The 17,194-nt window shown below is 63.3% G+C and carries 12 protein-coding genes, 1 tRNA gene and 2 pseudogenes; 10 read left to right on the forward strand and 5 right to left on the reverse strand.

Going from position 1 to position 17,194, the window contains the following annotated elements; genetic code table 11:
- The 3 genes and pseudogenes from H8B02_RS18550 to H8B02_RS18560 all read left to right on the forward strand — a co-directional run.
- Positions 1-172 (forward strand): annotated as a pseudogene (locus H8B02_RS18550) (bifunctional ADP-dependent NAD(P)H-hydrate dehydratase/NAD(P)H-hydrate epimerase); the annotation flags it as partial.
- Complete coding sequence (locus H8B02_RS18555; protein ID WP_229167555.1) at positions 150-611, forward strand: GNAT family N-acetyltransferase; 462 nt, start codon at positions 150-152, stop codon at positions 609-611. The pseudogene H8B02_RS18550 and the gene H8B02_RS18555, both read left to right, overlap by 23 nt.
- Positions 612-779: 168 nt before the next feature.
- Positions 780-2,375 carry a B12-binding domain-containing radical SAM protein gene (locus H8B02_RS18560; protein ID WP_229167556.1) on the forward strand — a complete coding sequence of 532 codons (1,596 nt, stop codon included), beginning with the start codon at positions 780-782 and terminating at the stop codon, positions 2,373-2,375.
- Positions 2,376-2,441: 66 nt separating this feature from the next.
- Here H8B02_RS18560 and H8B02_RS18565 read toward each other — a convergent pair whose 3' ends face one another.
- Positions 2,442-3,269 (reverse strand): oxidoreductase, encoded by an 828-nt coding sequence (locus H8B02_RS18565; RefSeq protein ID WP_229167557.1) that lies wholly within the window; start codon positions 3,267-3,269, stop codon positions 2,442-2,444.
- 101 nt (positions 3,270-3,370) lie between these two features.
- On the opposite strand from H8B02_RS18565, the gene H8B02_RS18570 reads away from it, so the two are divergent.
- Both H8B02_RS18570 and H8B02_RS18575 read left to right on the forward strand, forming a co-directional pair.
- The gene (locus H8B02_RS18570; protein WP_229167558.1) at positions 3,371-4,336 is read left to right on the forward strand and encodes a LysR family transcriptional regulator; all 966 of its coding nucleotides are present in this window, start codon (positions 3,371-3,373) and stop codon (positions 4,334-4,336) included.
- Between the two features lie 566 nt (positions 4,337-4,902).
- Complete coding sequence (locus H8B02_RS18575; protein ID WP_229167559.1) at positions 4,903-5,490, forward strand: tetratricopeptide repeat protein; 588 nt, start codon at positions 4,903-4,905, stop codon at positions 5,488-5,490.
- A 27-nt stretch (positions 5,491-5,517) separates the two neighbouring features.
- Here H8B02_RS18575 and H8B02_RS18580 read toward each other — a convergent pair.
- From H8B02_RS18580 to H8B02_RS18590, 3 genes and pseudogenes are all read right to left on the reverse strand, one after another.
- Positions 5,518-6,227: pseudogene (locus tag H8B02_RS18580) on the reverse strand (hypothetical protein).
- Between the two features lie 167 nt (positions 6,228-6,394).
- Positions 6,395-7,480 carry an enolase C-terminal domain-like protein gene (locus tag H8B02_RS18585; RefSeq protein ID WP_229167560.1) on the reverse strand — a complete coding sequence of 362 codons (1,086 nt, stop codon included), beginning with the start codon at positions 7,478-7,480 and terminating at the stop codon, positions 6,395-6,397.
- 31 nt (positions 7,481-7,511) lie between these two features.
- The gene (locus tag H8B02_RS18590) at positions 7,512-8,825 is read right to left on the reverse strand and encodes a multicopper oxidase family protein (RefSeq protein WP_229167561.1); all 1,314 of its coding nucleotides are present in this window, start codon (positions 8,823-8,825) and stop codon (positions 7,512-7,514) included.
- A 153-nt stretch (positions 8,826-8,978) separates the two neighbouring features.
- Between H8B02_RS18590 and H8B02_RS18595 the strand changes: the two genes are divergently transcribed.
- The 5 genes from H8B02_RS18595 (at position 8,979) to lon (ending at position 15,906) form a co-directional block, all read left to right on the forward strand.
- Positions 8,979-9,063, forward strand: a tRNA-Leu gene (locus H8B02_RS18595).
- Between the two features lie 164 nt (positions 9,064-9,227).
- Complete coding sequence (gene tig, locus H8B02_RS18600) at positions 9,228-10,586, forward strand: trigger factor (RefSeq protein WP_229167562.1); 1,359 nt, start codon at positions 9,228-9,230, stop codon at positions 10,584-10,586.
- A 206-nt stretch (positions 10,587-10,792) separates the two neighbouring features.
- Positions 10,793-11,428: an ATP-dependent Clp protease proteolytic subunit gene (locus H8B02_RS18605; protein WP_092114669.1), complete on the forward strand. Its 636-nt coding sequence runs from the start codon at positions 10,793-10,795 to the stop codon at positions 11,426-11,428.
- Between the two features lie 454 nt (positions 11,429-11,882).
- A complete protein-coding gene (gene clpX / locus H8B02_RS18610; RefSeq protein ID WP_092114668.1) occupies positions 11,883-13,157 on the forward strand; it encodes an ATP-dependent Clp protease ATP-binding subunit ClpX in 1,275 nt (424 codons plus the stop codon).
- Positions 13,158-13,476: 319 nt separating this feature from the next.
- The gene (gene lon, locus H8B02_RS18615; RefSeq protein ID WP_176530994.1) at positions 13,477-15,906 is read left to right on the forward strand and encodes an endopeptidase La; all 2,430 of its coding nucleotides are present in this window, start codon (positions 13,477-13,479) and stop codon (positions 15,904-15,906) included.
- A gap of 76 nt (positions 15,907-15,982) precedes the next feature.
- Here the strand turns inward: lon and H8B02_RS18620 are convergent, their stop codons facing one another.
- On the reverse strand, positions 15,983-17,194 hold the full coding sequence (locus tag H8B02_RS18620) for an MFS transporter (RefSeq protein ID WP_229167563.1): 1,212 nt from the start codon (positions 17,192-17,194) through the stop codon (positions 15,983-15,985).

Raw genomic sequence — 17,194 nt, forward strand, 5'->3', positions numbered from 1 at the left:
CGCCGGCTTCCTGGCGCAGGGCGTCGCGGCATTCGAGGCGGCCAGCATCGGCGTGTGGCTGCACGGCGAAGGCGCCAGCGAGGCGGGGCCCGGCCTGATCGCGGAGGATCTCACCGAAGTGCTGCCTTCCGTGTTCCGCCGGCTCTATGATGAGTTCGGAATTGAATATTAGGCGGCTCCAGCTTGCCGACATGGATGCGGCCGCACGCGTGCACCGCGCGGCGCTCGACGAAGCGTTGCCGTGGCTCGCGGGCCTGCACACACCGGATGAAGATCGCTGGTTCTATCGCGAGCGGATGTTCGCGGCCTGCACGCTGTGGGGCGCGTTCGACGGCGAGGCGATGAGCGGCGTCATCGCATTCCACGACGATTGGATCGAGCAGCTCTATGTGCTGCCGGCCGCGCAGGGCCGCGGCATCGGCGGCGCGCTGCTCGAGATCGCACAGCAGGGGGCGGACCAGTTGCAACTCTGGACCTTCCAGCGCAATGCGCGGGCGCGCCGCTTCTACGAGGCGCGCGGTTTTGCCGCGGTCGAGGAAACCGACGGCAGCCGCAACGAGGAGAGGGGGCCGGACGTGCGCTATCTCTGGGCGCGCAGGGCCGGCGGATGACATACTGATCGGATTGACTGACCCCAGGCGGATCCGGGGAACAGGACGGGGCTCACGGCGGGACGAAAGATCGTCTGGCAATCGGCCACCATTTGAGCACTTAATGCCGGTATCGACGAGCGAAAGTACCCTTGAGCCTCAAAGCCGCGTGGTACGGACCGGAGCACCATGACGAGTCCCTGCCGCGTTCTAATGATCTATCCGAAGTTCGTTCCGGACTCGTTCTGGAACTATACGGAAGCTTGCGAACTCGTCGGCGCGAAGTATCCGGCGGCGCCACTCGGACTGATCACCGTCGCCGCCATGCTGCCGAAGCATTGGGAGATTCGGCTCGTCAACCGTAACACCGAGCCTTCGACCGAGGCGGACCTTGACTGGGCCGATCTCGTCATGATCGGCGGTATGCTCAACCAGCAGCCTGATTTTCTCCACCTGATCGATCTCGCCCACCGGCACGGCAAGCCGGTATGTGTCGGTGGGCCTGACGTCTCCTCGAGCCCGCACCTTTACGCGGATGCGGACTTCCAGGTGATCGGCGAGGCCGAACACATCATCGAGGAATTCATCGCCGCCTGGGAACGCGGCGAGCGCGAGGGCGTGTTCATCGCCGAGAAATTCAAGATCGACGTCACACTAAGCCCGATGCCCCGCTACGATCTGATCAAGTTCGATCATTATCTCTTTATCGGCGTGCAATATTCGCGTGGCTGCCCGTTCACCTGCGAGTTCTGCGATATTATCGAGCTGTACGGGCGCGTGCCGCGCACCAAGACCCCCGATCAGATTCTCGCTGAGCTGCAAGCGCTCTACGATCATGGTTATCGTGGGCATGTCGATTTCGTCGACGACAATTTCATCGGCAACAAGAAAAACCTCCGCATCTTGCTGCCGCGGCTCAAAGCCTGGCTGGAAGAGCGAGACTATCCGTTCGAGTTTTCGACCGAAGCCTCGATCAATATCGCTGATGACAGCGAGCTGTTGCAGGCAATGAAGGACGCGAACTTCTTCGGAATTTTCGTCGGCATTGAGAGCCCGGATCCAGAGACCCTCGTGCAGATGAAGAAAAAGCAGAACACCAGGCGCAACATCGCCGAGAGCGTTCACAAGATTTACGACTATGGCATGTTCGTCACCGCGGGTTTCATCGTCGGGTTCGATACCGAGAAACTCTCAATGGCGCAGGCGATGATCGACTTCATCGAGGAGGCGAGCATCCCAGTCTGCATGGTTGGGCTGCTCTATGCGCTGCCTGGCACACAGCTGACGCGGCGGCTGGCCCAGGAAGGCCGCCTGCACGAAGGCCATGATCTCATGAAGGTCGAGCAGGCGGGCGACCAATGCACGCTCGGCTGCAATTTCGAAACCAAGCGTCCGCTTCGCGACATCCTTGTGGACTACAAGGATGTGCTCGGGCACGTGTTCAGCCCGGCGGCATATGCAGGGCGGCTGTCGCGGCTTTCCGTCATGCTCGACCGGTCCGACCGGCGCCGCGATCTGCCCGATGGCGACGTGCGCACGAAGCTTGGCGGCATCGAGGGCGTACACAGGATCATGCGGACCCTGCCGGAGGTTCGCGAGCCGTTCTGGAAGACCTTCGTCGAGGTCGCCAAGTCCAACCCAGGCGCACTGCGCTACATCGTGATGCTGATGGCGCTGTACCTGCATTTCGGGCCGTTCTCGAAACACGTGATCGGTGAGATTGACCGCCGGATTGCCGAGCTGGACGGTACGCATCCGGTTAGGGCCACCGCGCTTGTGCCGTGAGTTCATCAAGGAGGCAGTTTGATGGACGGGGCAAAGTTCGGTGGACTCTTGGGCAGCTGACGCAACTCAGGCGACGTCGGTGGAAAGTGAAACGCTCTTCCACGCATCGAATTCGGCTTGCAGCAGTTTCATTTTTTCCTCGACCAGCCGCACGGCATCGCTGCCGAGCAGGAGATGCGTCGGCGGATCGGCCGACAGGGCGAGTTTCAACATCGCCTGCGCGGCCTTTTGGGGATCGCCGACCTGCCAGCCACTCAGTTCCATGCGACGTTTGCGGATTGGATTGATGACAGCGTCATAATCTCCGATCGACCGCTCCGCCCGTACCATCGATCGTCCGGCCCAGTCGGTGCGGAAGCCGCCCGGCTCGATCGCGGTGACCTTGATGCCGAGGTCCTTGATTTCCTTGCCGAGGGATTCCGATATCCCTTCCAGCGCGAACTTGCTGCCATGGTAGTAGCTGAGGCCGGGCATCGTGATGATCCCGCCCATCGACGTGATGTTGAGGATATGCCCGGCGCGCCGCTTGCGCATGAAGGGCAGCACCGCCTGGATCATCGCCACCGCGCCGAAGACGTTGACCTCGAACTGGCGTCGCAGATCGTCGATCGATGATTCCTCCAGGATGCCCTCGTGGCCATAGCCTGCATTGTTCACCAGAATGTCGATCGCGCCGATCCTGTGCTCGACGTCGGCGACGGCGGGCGCGATCGCATCGGTGTTGGTGACGTCAAGAACCACCGCGTGCACGTCGGGGCCGAGCGCTTCGAATGTCCGCTTGTCATTCTCGTTGCGCACGGTGCCGGCGACGGTATGGCCGTTGCTCAATGCTGCCTCGGCCAACGCGCGGCCGAAGCCGGACGAAACGCCCGTGATGAGGAAAGTCTTTGCCATAGGGGATGTCCTTCAGATCGAGATTGCAGGCTCGATATAGGTGACTTGATTAGTGCAATAATCGGCATAGAGTGGCATGACCTGATGCAGATAATCGAACAATGCAGCATGCCGGCCTTTTCGAGCTGAACGCAGTCGTCGCGATTTCAACGCATCGCAGCTTTCGCGCGGCCGCGACTGAACTCGGCATTTCGCCCTCGGCGTTGAGCCATGCGATCGCCGTGCTCGAAAAACGGCTTGGCGTGCGCCTCATCAATCGGACGACGCGCAGCGTCGCGCTGTCGGAGGCGGGAGAGCGTTTCCTCGCCAGGGTCAGTCCCGCGCTGCGCGAGATTGCCGGCGCGATGGAAGATGTGAACGAGTTTCGCGACACGCCCGCGGGCACGCTGCGCATCAACCTGAAGGAGCGCGCCGCGCACCAGATCCTCCGCCTCGTCGTGGCAAAATTCCTGCGGCGCTATCCCGACATGAACGTCGAACTGACCCTGGAGGGACGTCCCATCGATATTGTCGCGGAAGGTTTCGATGCCGGCATCCGGTTGGCCGAAGCCGTGCCGCAGGACATGGTCGCGATCCCCTGCGGCCCGGACACGCGCTTCATTGTCGTCGGCGCGCCCGATTATTTCGCACGCGCTTCGGTGCCGCGGTCTCCGCTTGATCTGCTCACCCATGAATGCATTCGCAGACGGATGCCCAGTGGCAAGCTCTATCACTGGGAGTTCGAGAAGCGCGGCGGCGAGCAGATGGTGGTGGACGTCCGGGGCAGGCTGACCCTCGACAGTGACAGTCTGATGGTCGAAGCTGCCCTCGACGGCCTGGGACTGGCATTCGTCAGCGATTTTTGGGTGACGGGGCATCTCGCCGCCGGCACCTTGCGAGCGGCGCTGGACGACTGGACGCCGCCCTTTCCCGGCCTGCGTCTCTACTATCCGCGGCACCGGCATATGACGGCCGGGCTTCGTGCTTTCGTCGACATGGTGCGGGAGGAGACGAAGGTGGCCGCCAGGGGCGGGGAGGTCCACTCGCCCCCGGCCAAGCGATCGGGCGGTCACCGCAAGCGCGCTTGAGCCGTCGCCACATCGGCCCTCTACAGATGCGGCACCACCTCGACGCTTGCCTTGAGGAGGCGACGCGTCTTCATCAGGTTGTGCGATACTGGAGCACTTCAGAGCCCGAGAACCGGATTTCTCTCGCATGAGAGGAGCCGGCATTGATCGGGTGGAAACGAAATGAAACACGCGATGTCCGGCTCACGTCGACGTGGACACCGTGCCGGCCTTTCCGCGCTTGTTCCGCCTTGGCGTTTTTCACGAGACTGTTGATGGACGCGCGGAGAAACGCGGGCTAGGCCCAGCAACATTCTCTCTCGCATCCCGCCACAAGCTTCCGTTAGTGGCAGGCAAAACAATTTCCTCGCTCGAGCGCTGCAACAAGGCGCAATGGCGCTACGAACGCAGCAGTTCGCTCAGGCCGAGCAGATTGCGGCCAACATCCTGAAAATGCAGCCGCACGGACAGGAACGCGGCGCTTCTCCTCGCGCATGCCTTGAGGGGGCAGAACCGCGGAGACGAGGCGATCGCGCCACTGGAACGGATTGCACGCCGTGGCGACGACGGAGAGGTCGAGACCTTGCTTGGCGCATTGCTGTGCGGGCGGGCGTGCCACGGACGGGATCGCGCAGCTGCGGCGCACGGCGGCGCGCCGCCCGCCATATCTCCGTTCGTTTCAGGAACTCGCCGGCCAGTTTGCCAAGGCCGGTCAACACGACGAGGCGATCAGCACGGTCGAAGCCGGTCTCGCACTGGCCCCCGACAGCGTCGATCTGAAGCTCGATCTCGGGCGGCTGCTGCATGATACCAATGACTTCGCGCGGGCTGCGCGTGTTCTGACAGCCGCACGTGATGCTGCGCCGGGACGCCTCGATGTTCTCAACCAACTCGGGCGGGTCCTGGTCCTGCATGGCGACTACGCCGCGGCCGCGGATGCATTCCGCCGCGTGCTCGCCCAGTACCCCGACGATCGCTCGACCCGCGCCTACCTCGCCACATCGCTGTTCGAGCAGGGTGAGCGCGACGCTGCCGAGGCGGCGCTGCGCTCCGTCATTCGTGGTCAGCCCCAGCTGTTGGGACGCGCGGCATTCGTCATGGCCGCGGGATCGCGTGGCCGCTTCGTCTTCGCGCAGCGCGACGCTGCGAGATTCCTCGGCGGGGAAGCAGGTTGAGCGCATCGGACAAAATCTCGTCGCGCCTCAGGCCCTGAAGCTTCTCCGGTAGAGGTTGGGCTGGCGCTTGAGCTCACTCCTGAACTCGCCGACGCGCTTGGCTTCTTCCGCGGTGAACGAGGATGCCTGCGCAGTCCAGTCGTCGCGCTTGACCGGAATGCATTGCGCGATAGGGGTCCCCTGCGGGAGGACACCTCGGAAATTCCGGTCGTGCCAGTACGCCGGGAAGTGCACCCAATTGTCGGCATAAGGTCGGAATTGACCAGGCCGCTGAGGGTGGTGAACGGCAGGTCGAAGCGGTTGACGGGATGCGTGAAGTAGATCGCGTAGCCTTCGGGCGCCTCGACGGTCCACAGATTGTGGAATTTGAGAAAGAAGCGGCCCGCTTCGAATAATGGTGTGCCGCTGACCTGACCCGGGTCGTGAAATCCGATCGGCGGGCGCGGAAATTCGGGTGTGCCTCCGGGCGGCAGGTCGTGATCCCAGGTGATTTCGCCGTCATCGACCTTGAGATCGCAGACCAGCGGCAGCAGGAACCCGCAGGTCATCGCGTCCACGAATGGCGGGCAACGCTTGATGGTGTCCTCGTCGTGCAGGTTGATTGAAGAGAGGGCCGTCGCCAGCATGGCCTTGAGCCAGTCGGGGACGCCTTGTGCCGCCGGGAGCGGTCGCGGGATCAGTCCTTCGAGTTGTTCCGGACAGCGAAATTTGAGCGTCAGCTTGTTGTTGTTCGTCATTGGGCGCTCCAGTGCGCCCGATCGGCCTACATGATGATGTCGTGAATTCTCGCTCACGATCGATTGATGGCGACCTCAGCCATGCGTCAGACAAACGGCAATCCGTTGCCGCCCCCCATCAGAAGCAGGAGCAGACACAATCTGAAGCAAACGGGAAACGCCGGGCGCTAACTCACGAGATACTTCGTCACCGCCGGTTCGTTCCACTCGATGCCGAGCCCGGGACCGCGGGCGGTCACTGCGCCGTCCGTGATCTCGGCGGGCCTTGCGAGGATCGTGCCTGCGAAGTCGAGGAACTCGAGCCAGTGCGCGGTCGGCGTCACTGCGAGCAGATGCGCGCTGACTTCCGCGAACAGATGGCTCGACATCGGGACCGACGCGGCATCGGCCTGTCCCGCGACCTGCATCCAGCCGGTGACGCCACCGACCTTCATCACGTCGGGCATGATGAAGTCGGATGCGCCGGCCGCGATCGCCTCGGCGAAGCCGCGCGGAAACCACCAGTTCTCGCCGGCCTGGATCGGCGTCGGCGAGGTCTTGCGGACCCTGGCGTGGCCGGACAGGCTCTCCTGCGGCACCGGCTCCTCGATCCAGTGCAGGTCGTGGGGCGCGAGCCGCGCGATGCGGCGGGTGGCTTCCGCCGGATCGAGCGACTGGTTGAAATCGATCATCAGCGCGATGTCGGGGCCGAGCAGGGCGCGCACGCCCTTCACGACGCGCTCGTCATTGGCGGCATCGCCGTCGCCGCCCTTGATCTTGATGCCCTTGAAGCCTTGGTCGAGCGAGCGGCGCAGCGCGCGCTCGTCCGCAACGGGATCGACCGCGCCGTAGCTGTCATAGGCCTTGATCGGCTTCGCCGAGCCGCCGAGCAGTTCGACCAGCGGCCGGCCGGCGAGTTGGCCGAGCACATCCCAATAGGCCATGTCGAGACCCGACACGGCCATGCCGACCAGACCCTGCGCGCTGAGCAGCCGGAACCTGGTGTCCATCGCCTTCATCAGATCGAATGGGGCGACCGGCCTGCCGATGAGCTCGCGACCGATTTCTTCGATCAGATAGCAGAGAGGGTTAAGTGTGAGCTTGCTGTAGGCGAAGATGTAGGTGCGACCGGTAACGCCTTGATCGGTCTCGACATCGATCAGCACCAGCGGACCGGAATCGATCACGCCAAACGCGGTCTTCACAGGACGCTTGAGCGGCACCACGACGCTTCGTGCCTTCACTCCGCGAATCGCTGCAACTGTCTGGTTCATCGGTGTTTCCTCAGGCGGTTTCCACTTCTTGTTATTGGACACTGTACCATCGCAAGAGCCGCGGCGCGGCCCAATCGGTCGCGACCTGCTCGATCAGATAGCGGCCCGGATATTCGGCGAGGAAGGCGATGCGCTGGGTCTGGCCCGGTTCGACCGCGAGAGTGTCGAGCCAGAACGGCTTCCAGCCGTCGTCGAGCCGGTCGAGCAGACGGAAGTGATGGCCGTGCAGGTGAAAGACGCTGGCGATCGTGGCCTGGTTGGTCAGGGCCAGCACGACGGTTCGGCCTGCCTTGGCCTGAAAGGCCGGGGCCGCTGACGGCTTGAAATCCGCCGGGCGGAACCACTCGGTGGGCGCGCCGAGCGCCAGATCGAATCGCGTCGCGCTCTTGAGGTCGAGCTGAGCGGGCATGTCGTTGCCCGGCAGCGGTGGGGCCGGCGGGAACGGCGCCGTTCGGATCGGCGGTTCGTTCGAGACGGCGAGCTTGCCGACCGGACGGGCTTGCTTGCCGTCGTGCAGCAGGATCGGGAAGCTCGTTCCGGCCGGACCGGCCGAATCGACAAAGACGTCCGTGCGGCTTCCGGGAGCCAGGACCAGCGCACCATTGCGGGCCGGGAACGGTTCGGCCGGCTGGCCGTCGATCGCCATCACCCGGACGTCGAGGTTGTCCAGCTTGACCGCCAGCACGCTGCGTTGGCTGCCATTGATAAAGCGGAGTCTGAGGCGGGCATTGGCCGGTGCCGAGATATCGTATGAAGTCTTGCCGTTAATTGTATGAATTTGCGTCGAATCTTTTGGGTCGTTCCCAGCCGGGATCGCGGTTCCATCGGGCCGCAGGCGCCACTCCTCGATCAGCAGAACCTCGTCGCGATCGACGGCGACCGGCGAGGTGCCGGTCACGATAAGCGGGCGCGGCCGCGCCGGCGCCGTGCCCTCTCCGAACAGCGGCTCGCACAGGAAGGTACCGGCATGCCGAAGCGGCAGCTGGAAGGTATCCTTTGCCCCCGTGGCAAGGGGCGCCCGGGAGGCCAGCGGCTCCGCGGCCGGGACGCCATCGAGCCCGCGGCAATCGAGCGCGGCCGCGACCGGCAGCTCGTTGCCGAACGTCATGTCGAGGACCTCGCCGCGCTTGAAGCGGAGATCGCCGCTGCCGAGCGACCAGACCGGGGTCTCCGGTCCGTCGGGACGAAGCAGGATGCGGTCAATCTTGGCCTGGAGCGCGATCGCCGTCCGGCCCTGCGCCGAGCCGGTGGCTGGCCAAGCGGGGCAAAGCGCCGCGGCGCCGAGGCCGGCGATCAGGTCGCGCCGGGTGAGGGAAAATTGGGGACTTGCTGGGGGGCTTGCCATCCGGCCGATGCGGACCATTTTCAAGTGTACCTGTCCAGTCGCGATCGGTCGCAGGGCGGGCTCTCCAGCGGCCATTTTTTTGCTGCGAACCGGTGGGCGCATGTTATAAGCCCGGCCGCCCGCGGCATCGCGGCCGGACTGGATGCTTTTCGCGCGGGCGTGGCGGAACTGGTAGACGCGCTGGATTTAGGTTCCAGTGACGAAAGTTGTGGGGGTTCGAGTCCCTCCGCCCGCACCAAGCGCTTACAGCGTTTGCATGACGATTCCTTGGAGAACCTTGGGCCCCGAAGGGGACGAGGGTTCGCCGAACCCACAGACGTTAGGCCGCAAGGCTCACCGTCGAACAGATTGACACTGCCACGGCCACTCGGGCCGCGGCAAAAGCGGAAGAAGATTGATACCATGCAGGTCACCGAGACCCTCAACGAGGGACTGAAGCACGAATTCAAGATCAGCGTTCCGGCATCCGATCTCGATGCCAAGGCGGGCGCCAAGCTGGTTGACCTCAAGGACAAGGTCCGTCTCAACGGCTTCCGTCCCGGCAAGGTGCCGGTGGCGCACCTGAAGAAGATCTACGGCCGCTCCGTCATGGCCGAGACCATCGACCAGACCATCAGCGACACCAACCGGCAGATCTTCGAAGATCGCGGCTTCCGCCTCGCCGGCGAGCCGAAGATCACGATGCCGACCGAGAAGGACCAGGTCGAGGAATTGCTGTCGGGCAAGACCGACCTGACCTACACCGTCGCGATCGAGGTCGTGCCGCAGATCCAGCTCGCCGATTTCAAGTCGTTCTCGGTCGAGAAGCCGGTGGTCGATGTCTCCGACGCCGACGTCGACGATGCCATCAAGCGCATCGCGGAAGGCAGCCGCCCGTACAGCGCCAAGACCGAGGGTGCGGCGGAGAAGGGCGACCGCGTCACCATCAGCTTCAAGGGCACCATCAACGGTGAAGCCTTCGAGGGCGGCACCGGCGAGGGCATCCAGGTCGTGATCGGCGCCGGCCAGTTCATTCCGGGCTTCGAGGAGCAGCTGATCGGCATCGGCACGGGCGAGACCCGCACGCTGAAGGTTGGTTTCCCGAAGAACTACCTGAACGACAAGCTCGCCGGCCAGCCGGCCGAGTTCGAGACCACCGCGACGCTGATCGAGGCGCCCGGTGAGGCCACGATCGACGACGAGTTCGCCAAGACGCTCGGCCTCGAGTCGCTCGACAAGCTGAAGGAAGCCGCGCGCGAGCGCCTGACCGCCGAGTTCGCCGGCGCGACCCGTCAGAAGGTCAAGCGCGCGCTGCTCGACCGGCTCGACGAGAGCCACAAATTCGAGGCGCCGCCGTCGCTTGTCGCCGAAGAGTTCAACCTGATGTGGAACTCGATCAAGGCCGAGATGGACTCGACCGGCAAGTCCTTCGCCGACGAGAACACCACCGAGGATGCGGCCAAGGAAGAGTACCAGAAGATCGCCGACCGCCGTGTCCGCCTTGGCCTCGTGCTGTCGGAGATCGGCGAGAAGAACAAGATCACCGTGACCGACGACGAGGTCTCGCGCGCCGTGATCGAGCGCGCACGCCAGATGCCGGGCCGCGAGAAGGAAGTCTGGGATTACTACCGCAGCAACGCCCAGGCGCTGGCCCAGCTCCGCGCTCCGATCTACGAGGACAAGGTCGTCGACTTCGTCCTGGAGCTCGCCAACGTGACCGAGAAGAAGGTCTCCAAGGATGAGCTGTTCAAGGATGAAGACGCCGAGCAGACTGCCGTCTAATTGCGGCACCTCGCGTTAATGATGAACCGCGAAAGCACGCCCGCGGCGGGTCCCCGTCGCTAGGCGTGCCGACGCGAATCGGCTTGAACTTCTGCGTCCTGCCCAGGTGGCTAGTACGGCCAGTGCCGGTCTTGTCGGCCGGAAATTGGTCCATATCTGGGTTAAGCCTTAACGTTCTGCATCACCCCTAACCCTTGGGTTCTTTCATGCGCGATCCCGTTGAAACCTACATGAACCTCGTGCCGATGGTCGTCGAGCAGACCAATCGCGGCGAACGCGCCTACGACATTTTCTCGCGCCTGCTGAAAGAGCGCATCATCTTCGTCACCGGTCCGGTGGAAGACGGCATGGCGACGCTGACCGTCGCGCAGCTTTTGTTCCTCGAGGCCGAGAATCCGAAGAAGGAAATCTCGATGTACATCAACTCGCCGGGTGGCGTGGTGACGTCGGGCCTTGCGATCTACGACACGATGCAGTTCATCCGTCCGCCGGTATCGACGCTGTGCACGGGGCAGGCGGCCTCGATGGGCTCGCTGCTGCTCGCAGCCGGCGAGAAGGACATGCGCTTCACGCTGCCGAACTCCCGCATCATGGTGCACCAGCCGTCCGGCGGCTTCCAGGGCCAGGCCACCGACATCATGCTGCACGCGCAGGAGATCCTGAATCTCAAGAAGCGCCTCAACGAGATCTACGTGAAGCACACCGGCCAGACCTACAAGGCGATCGAGGACGCGCTCGAGCGCGACAAGTTCCTCACCGCCGAGGACGCCAAGGCGTTCGGTCTCGTCGACAAGGTCATCGACAAGCGGCCGGAAGACCCGTCGGCGGCCAAGGCGGCCTAACAAAGCTGCCTGATCTGGACGGGCGACCCGAGGCGTCGGTGTGATCTCCACATTGACGCCTCACATAGTCGGCAAAGCAGGACGGCGGGGTACCTCGCAAGCGCATATGTGGGGGCAGAAAGTTCCGCTTTCGTGCTCATGGTCCGGCGTGGTAATCCCGCAACGTTCCGTGGATTTCGAAGCGTATTCCACGTGCGATCGTGGAAAATCACGGTATTGTCACGGTCTTGAGCCGGCCTCCCGATTAGCGAATTCTTGATAGTCGGGTGCCAGCATGGTTGGCTGTAATGCATCGGCTATGATCGCGGAGATTCGAATAAACCGTGATCCACACGGTCAGTATTGCGTAGGGTCTTTTTTGGTACGGAATTTGCTCTATCTACCCAATACTCCGGTTTTGTGCCGGATTGGGTCGATCTGGCAAACGAGGTCGAACGGCGGACGGAGATAATGAATGAGTAAGGTCGGCACGAGCGACGCCAAGAACACGCTATATTGCTCGTTCTGCGGCAAGAGCCAGCATGAAGTTCGCAAGCTGATTGCCGGACCGACTGTCTTCATTTGCGACGAGTGTGTCGAACTCTGCATGGACATCATTCGCGAGGAGAACAAGTCCTCGCTGGTGAAGTCGCGCGACGGCATCCCGACGCCGAAGGAAATCTGCAAGGTCCTCGACGACTACGTGATCGGCCAGAGCCATGCCAAGAAGGTGCTGTCGGTCGCCGTCCACAATCACTACAAGCGGCTGAACCATCAGACCAAGCACAACGATGTCGAGCTGGCGAAGTCGAACATCCTGCTGATCGGTCCGACCGGTTCGGGCAAGACGCTGCTCGCGCAGACGCTGGCGCGCATCCTCGACGTGCCGTTTACCATGGCTGACGCGACGACGCTGACCGAGGCCGGCTATGTCGGTGAGGACGTCGAGAACATCATCCTGAAGCTGCTGCAGGCCGCCGACTATAACGTCGAGCGCGCGCAGCGCGGCATTGTCTATATCGACGAAATCGACAAGATCAGCCGCAAGTCCGACAATCCCTCAATCACCCGCGACGTGTCGGGCGAGGGCGTCCAGCAGGCGCTGCTGAAGATCATGGAAGGCACGGTAGCCTCGGTCCCGCCTCAGGGCGGCCGCAAGCATCCGCAGCAGGAGTTCCTGCAGGTGGATACCACAAACATCCTGTTCATCTGCGGCGGTGCCTTCTCGGGCCTCGAGAAGATCATCTCCGCGCGCGGCCGTTCGACCTCGATCGGCTTCGCGGCGCAGGTGCTGGCGCCGGAGGATCGCCGTACCGGCGAGATATTCCGTCACGTCGAGCCAGAAGATCTGCTGAAGTACGGCCTGATCCCGGAATTCGTCGGCCGTCTGCCCGTCGTGGCGACGCTGGAGGACCTCGACGAGGCCTCGCTGAAGAAGATCCTGACCGATCCGAAGAACGCGCTGGTGAAGCAGTACCAGCGGCTGTTCGAGATGGAGAACATCGAGCTGACCTTCGCCGACGAGGCGCTTGGCGCGGTCGCCCGCAGGGCGATCGAGCGCAAGACCGGCGCGCGCGGCCTGCGGTCGATCCTGGAGAGCATCCTGCTCGAGACCATGTTCGACCTCCCGGGCCTCGAAGGCGTCGAGGAAGTCGTGATCTCGCGCGAGGTCGTCGAGGGCACGGCGCGTCCGCTCTACATCTACGCGGATCGTTCCGACCGCGCCGTCGAGAGCAGCGCGAGCGCCTAAGGCGCAACTTTCTGTCGTCGCAATTCATGCGGCTGCCGGGCGATCCGGCGGCCGTTGCGGCACAGCAGCAGGCCATTTTCGCGTCGTAGTAAATGCCTGTTTAGCCTATATTTCCCGGCACTTCTCAGACTTGACACCCCCCCGCCTGATAGCCACCTAATGCTATCGGTGAGGGATCTCATGCGTTGAGATTCGTCGCTTTTCGATGCGGAATATGCGGCTGCTGACGGCAATCTAATTCCGGATCACCAAGGCACCTTGTGGCGGTTGCGCAAGCAGGCGGACTGCGTGCAAGGGGGCAAAACAAAAGGATAAGGCCATGACGACTTCAAAACCCCGGCCAACGATCGTCCACGGCGAAAGCCATTCCTATCCGGTGCTGCCGCTCCGCGACATCGTCGTCTTCCCGCACATGATTGTGCCGCTCTTCGTCGGCCGCGAGAAATCGATCCGCGCGCTCGAAGAGGTGATGAAGAACGACGCGTTGATCATGCTCGCGACGCAGAAGAACGCGTCCGATGACGATCCGGCTCCCGATTCAATCTACGAGACCGGTACGCTCGCCAGCGTTCTGCAGCTCCTGAAACTGCCCGACGGCACCGTCAAGGTGCTGGTCGAGGGCCTCGAGCGCGCGCGTGTCGAGAAGTATTCCGACCGCAGCGAGTACTACGAGGCGACCGCGGTCGCGCTCGCCGACACTGACGCCAACTCGGTCGAAGCCGAGGCCTTGGCGCGTTCGGTCGTGTCCGACTTCGAAAGCTATGTGAAGCTGAACAAGAAGATCTCCGCCGAAGTCGTCGGGGTGGTTCAAGCGATCACCGATTTCGCCAAGCTCGGCGACACCGTTGCCTCGCATCTCGCGGTCAAGATTGCCGATCGGCAAGCGATCCTGGAGACGTTGTCCGTCACCCAGCGCCTGGAGAAGGTGCTCGGCCTGATGGAGAGCGAGATCTCGGTGCTGCAGGTCGAGAAGCGCATCCGCTCGCGCGTCAAGCGCCAGATGGAGAAGACCCAGCGCGAGTATTACCTGAACGAGCAGATGAAGGCGATCCAGAAGGAGCTCGGCGACGACGAAGGTCGCGACGAGCTGGCCGATCTGGAGGAGAAGATCTCCAAGACCAAGCTTTCCAAGGAAGCGCGCGAGAAGGCCCAGCACGAGCTGAAGAAGCTGCGCCAGATGTCGCCGATGTCCGCGGAAGCGACCGTCGTGCGCAACTACCTGGATTGGCTGCTGTCGATCCCGTGGGGCAAGAAGTCCAAGGTCAAGAAGGACCTCGAGGCCGCGCAGGCGGTGCTGGACTCCGATCACTACGGGCTCGAGAAGGTCAAGGACCGTATCGTCGAGTATCTCGCGGTGCAGTCGCGCGCCAACAAGCTGACCGGACCGATCCTCTGCCTGGTCGGGCCTCCCGGCGTCGGCAAGACCTCGCTCGGCAAGTCGATCGCGAAGGCGACCGGCCGTGAGTTCGTGCGCGTGTCGCTCGGCGGCGTGCGTGACGAGGCCGAGATCCGCGGTCACCGCCGCACCTATATCGGCTCGATGCCCGGCAAGATCATCCAGTCGATGCGGAAGGCGAAGACCTCGAACCCGCTGTTCCTGCTGGACGAGATCGACAAGATGGGCGCCGATTTCCGCGGCGATCCGTCGTCGGCGCTGCTTGAGGTCCTGGACCCCGAGCAGAACTCGACCTTCAACGACCATTACCTGGAGGTCGATTACGACCTGTCCAACGTGATGTTCATCACGACCGCGAATACGCTGAATATTCCAGGCCCGCTGATGGACCGCATGGAGATCATCCGGATCGCCGGCTACACCGAGAACGAGAAGGTCGAGATCGCGCGCAAGCATCTGATCCCGAGCGCGCTCTCCAAGCACGGTCTGGACTCCAAGGAATGGTCGATCGATGACGCGGCCTTGCTCTTGATGATCCGCCGCTACACCCGCGAAGCGGGCGTGCGTAATCTGGAGCGTGAGCTCTCCACACTCGCCCGCAAGGCGGTGAAGGAGCTGATGATCTCCAAGAAGAAGTCGGTGAAGGTCACCGAGGCGAACATCGAAGAGTTCCTCGGCGTGCCGAAGTATCGCTTCGGCGAGATCGACGACGAGGATCAGGTCGGTATCGTCACCGGTCTGGCGTGGACCGATGTCGGCGGCGAGCTGTTGACCATTGAAGGCGTCATGATGCCCGGCAAGGGCAAGATGACCGTCACGGGCAATCTGCGCGACGTGATGAAGGAGTCGATCTCGGCGGCGGCGTCTTACGTCCGCTCGCGCGCGATTGTCTACGGCATCGAACCGCCGATGTTCGATCGCCGCGACATCCACGTTCACGTGCCGGAGGGCGCAACGCCGAAGGACGGTCCGTCCGCCGGCGTGGCGATGGCCACCGCGATCATCTCGGTCATGACCGGCATTCCGGTCCGCCACGATGTCGCGATGACCGGCGAGATCACGCTGCGTGGTCGCGTGCTGCCGATCGGCGGTCTGAAGGAGAAGCTCTTGGCTGCCGCGCGGGGTGGCATCAAGACGGTGCTGATCCCGGAGGACAACGCCAAGGATCTCACGGAGATTTCCGATGCGATCAAGGGCGGCATGGAGATCATTCCGGTCTCGCGGCTGGATGAGGTCGTTGCCAAGGCGCTGACCCGCGTGCCTGTGCCGATCGTCTGGGAAGAGGAGACCAGCAAGGTCGACGTCAAGCCCGACGCTTCGGATGAAGCGTCCGGTGGACTGACGGCGCACTGAAGCGAGCTCCAATCGAAATACTGAAACGGCGCCTTCGGGCGCCGTTTTTGTTTTGGTCGAGGAGCTGCGTAGGCAACTACTCTTTCTTCTCGACGACGAAATTGCCGATCGCCCCGAGTGCCATCAGCACGCTGGTGCCGAGGAACACCGCGCGCATGCCGATATGGCCGCCGATGAATCCGCCGGCGAGCGGGCCGATCACCTGGCCGGCATATTGGGCCGAAATCGAATAGCCCAGCATGCTGCCGGTGACCGTGTCAGGCACGTTGTGCCGGATCACGCTTGCGATGCAGGGCAATAGGCCGCCGAGCGCGAGCCCCATCAGGAAGCGGAGCAGGATCAGCTGCCAGCCGCTGACCACGAAGGCCTGCGGAATCAGCAGCAGCGCCGAGGCGGCCAGGCAGATGGTGATGATCCGCCAATGGCCGACGCGATCGGCCAGCTTGCCGAGATGCGACGACGACAGCAGGCTGCCGAAGGCGGCCGCCGACATCACGAGGCCGGCGACGAACGTCACCCGCGGTGCCTCGACCAGTTGCGCGACATAGACCGTGATGATCGGCTCGATCGACATGTTGGCGATCATCAAGAGCAGGCCGGTGCCCCACATCGCGATCACCGGTCGCTTGTCTGAAATCGTTGACCAGCCGCCACGCGATTTGCCGCCTTTCGTCGCCTTTGGACGCGCCTCCTCGCGGATCAGAAAGGTCGTGCCGAGGAAAGTGAAGAAGATGACGCCGCCGATCAGGAAGAAGGTCGCGCGGATGCCGATCAGGCCCGGCAGCACGCCGCCGATCAAGGGGCCGACCAGGCTGCCGGCCATGATGCCGGCCGACAGCACGCCGATCGCCCAGCCGGACCGCGCCTTCGGCGTCTGCGACGCAACCAGCACGGTCGAGCCCGAAGCGTAGCCGCCGAGCAGGCCGGTCAACAGTCGCAAGCCGACCAGCTCATAGACGTTATGCGCCATGCCGATCAGCGACATGGCAACCGCCATGCCGAGGCTGGCGCGGATCAGCATCAGCTTGCGGCCATAGCGATCCGCGAGCCGCCCCCACAGCGGCGCCGTCAGCGCCGCGCTGAAGAAGGTCGCTCCATAGGCGATGCCCGACCACTGCACGATGGAGGCATGGTCCGTGACACCGAGCTGCTCGACATAAAGCGGCAGGAACGGCAGCAGCAGCGTCATCCCCACGATGGTGGTGAAGGAGCCGAACACGCAGACGATGAGGTTGCGCTTCCAGGGTCCGGCGTCGAGCGCCGCTTCGCGATCGATCGCCATGTTCAT

The organism is Bradyrhizobium altum (assembly GCF_020889705.1).
In the GTDB taxonomy this organism is placed as follows: Bacteria; Pseudomonadota; Alphaproteobacteria; order Rhizobiales; family Xanthobacteraceae; genus Bradyrhizobium; species Bradyrhizobium altum.

What these genes read in the sequence shown, in the direction of transcription:
- H8B02_RS18620 (WP_229167563.1), bottom strand. Translation starts at nt 17,194, where the DNA reads ATGAACATGGCGATCGATCGCGAAGCGGCGCTCGACGCCGGACCCTGG.
- H8B02_RS18605 (WP_092114669.1), top strand. Translation starts at nt 10,793, where the DNA reads ATGCGCGATCCCGTTGAAACCTACATGAACCTCGTGCCGATGGTCGTC.
- H8B02_RS18570 (WP_229167558.1), top strand. Translation starts at nt 3,371, where the DNA reads ATGCAGCATGCCGGCCTTTTCGAGCTGAACGCAGTCGTCGCGATTTCA.
- H8B02_RS18590 (WP_229167561.1), bottom strand. Translation starts at nt 8,825, where the DNA reads ATGGCAAGCCCCCCAGCAAGTCCCCAATTTTCCCTCACCCGGCGCGAC.
- H8B02_RS18565 (WP_229167557.1), bottom strand. Translation starts at nt 3,269, where the DNA reads ATGGCAAAGACTTTCCTCATCACGGGCGTTTCGTCCGGCTTCGGCCGC.
- H8B02_RS18560 (WP_229167556.1), top strand. Translation starts at nt 780, where the DNA reads ATGACGAGTCCCTGCCGCGTTCTAATGATCTATCCGAAGTTCGTTCCG.
- lon (WP_176530994.1), top strand. Translation starts at nt 13,477, where the DNA reads ATGACGACTTCAAAACCCCGGCCAACGATCGTCCACGGCGAAAGCCAT.
- tig (WP_229167562.1), top strand. Translation starts at nt 9,228, where the DNA reads ATGCAGGTCACCGAGACCCTCAACGAGGGACTGAAGCACGAATTCAAG.
- H8B02_RS18585 (WP_229167560.1), bottom strand. Translation starts at nt 7,480, where the DNA reads ATGAACCAGACAGTTGCAGCGATTCGCGGAGTGAAGGCACGAAGCGTC.
- H8B02_RS18555 (WP_229167555.1), top strand. Translation starts at nt 150, where the DNA reads ATGAGTTCGGAATTGAATATTAGGCGGCTCCAGCTTGCCGACATGGAT.
- clpX (WP_092114668.1), top strand. Translation starts at nt 11,883, where the DNA reads ATGAGTAAGGTCGGCACGAGCGACGCCAAGAACACGCTATATTGCTCG.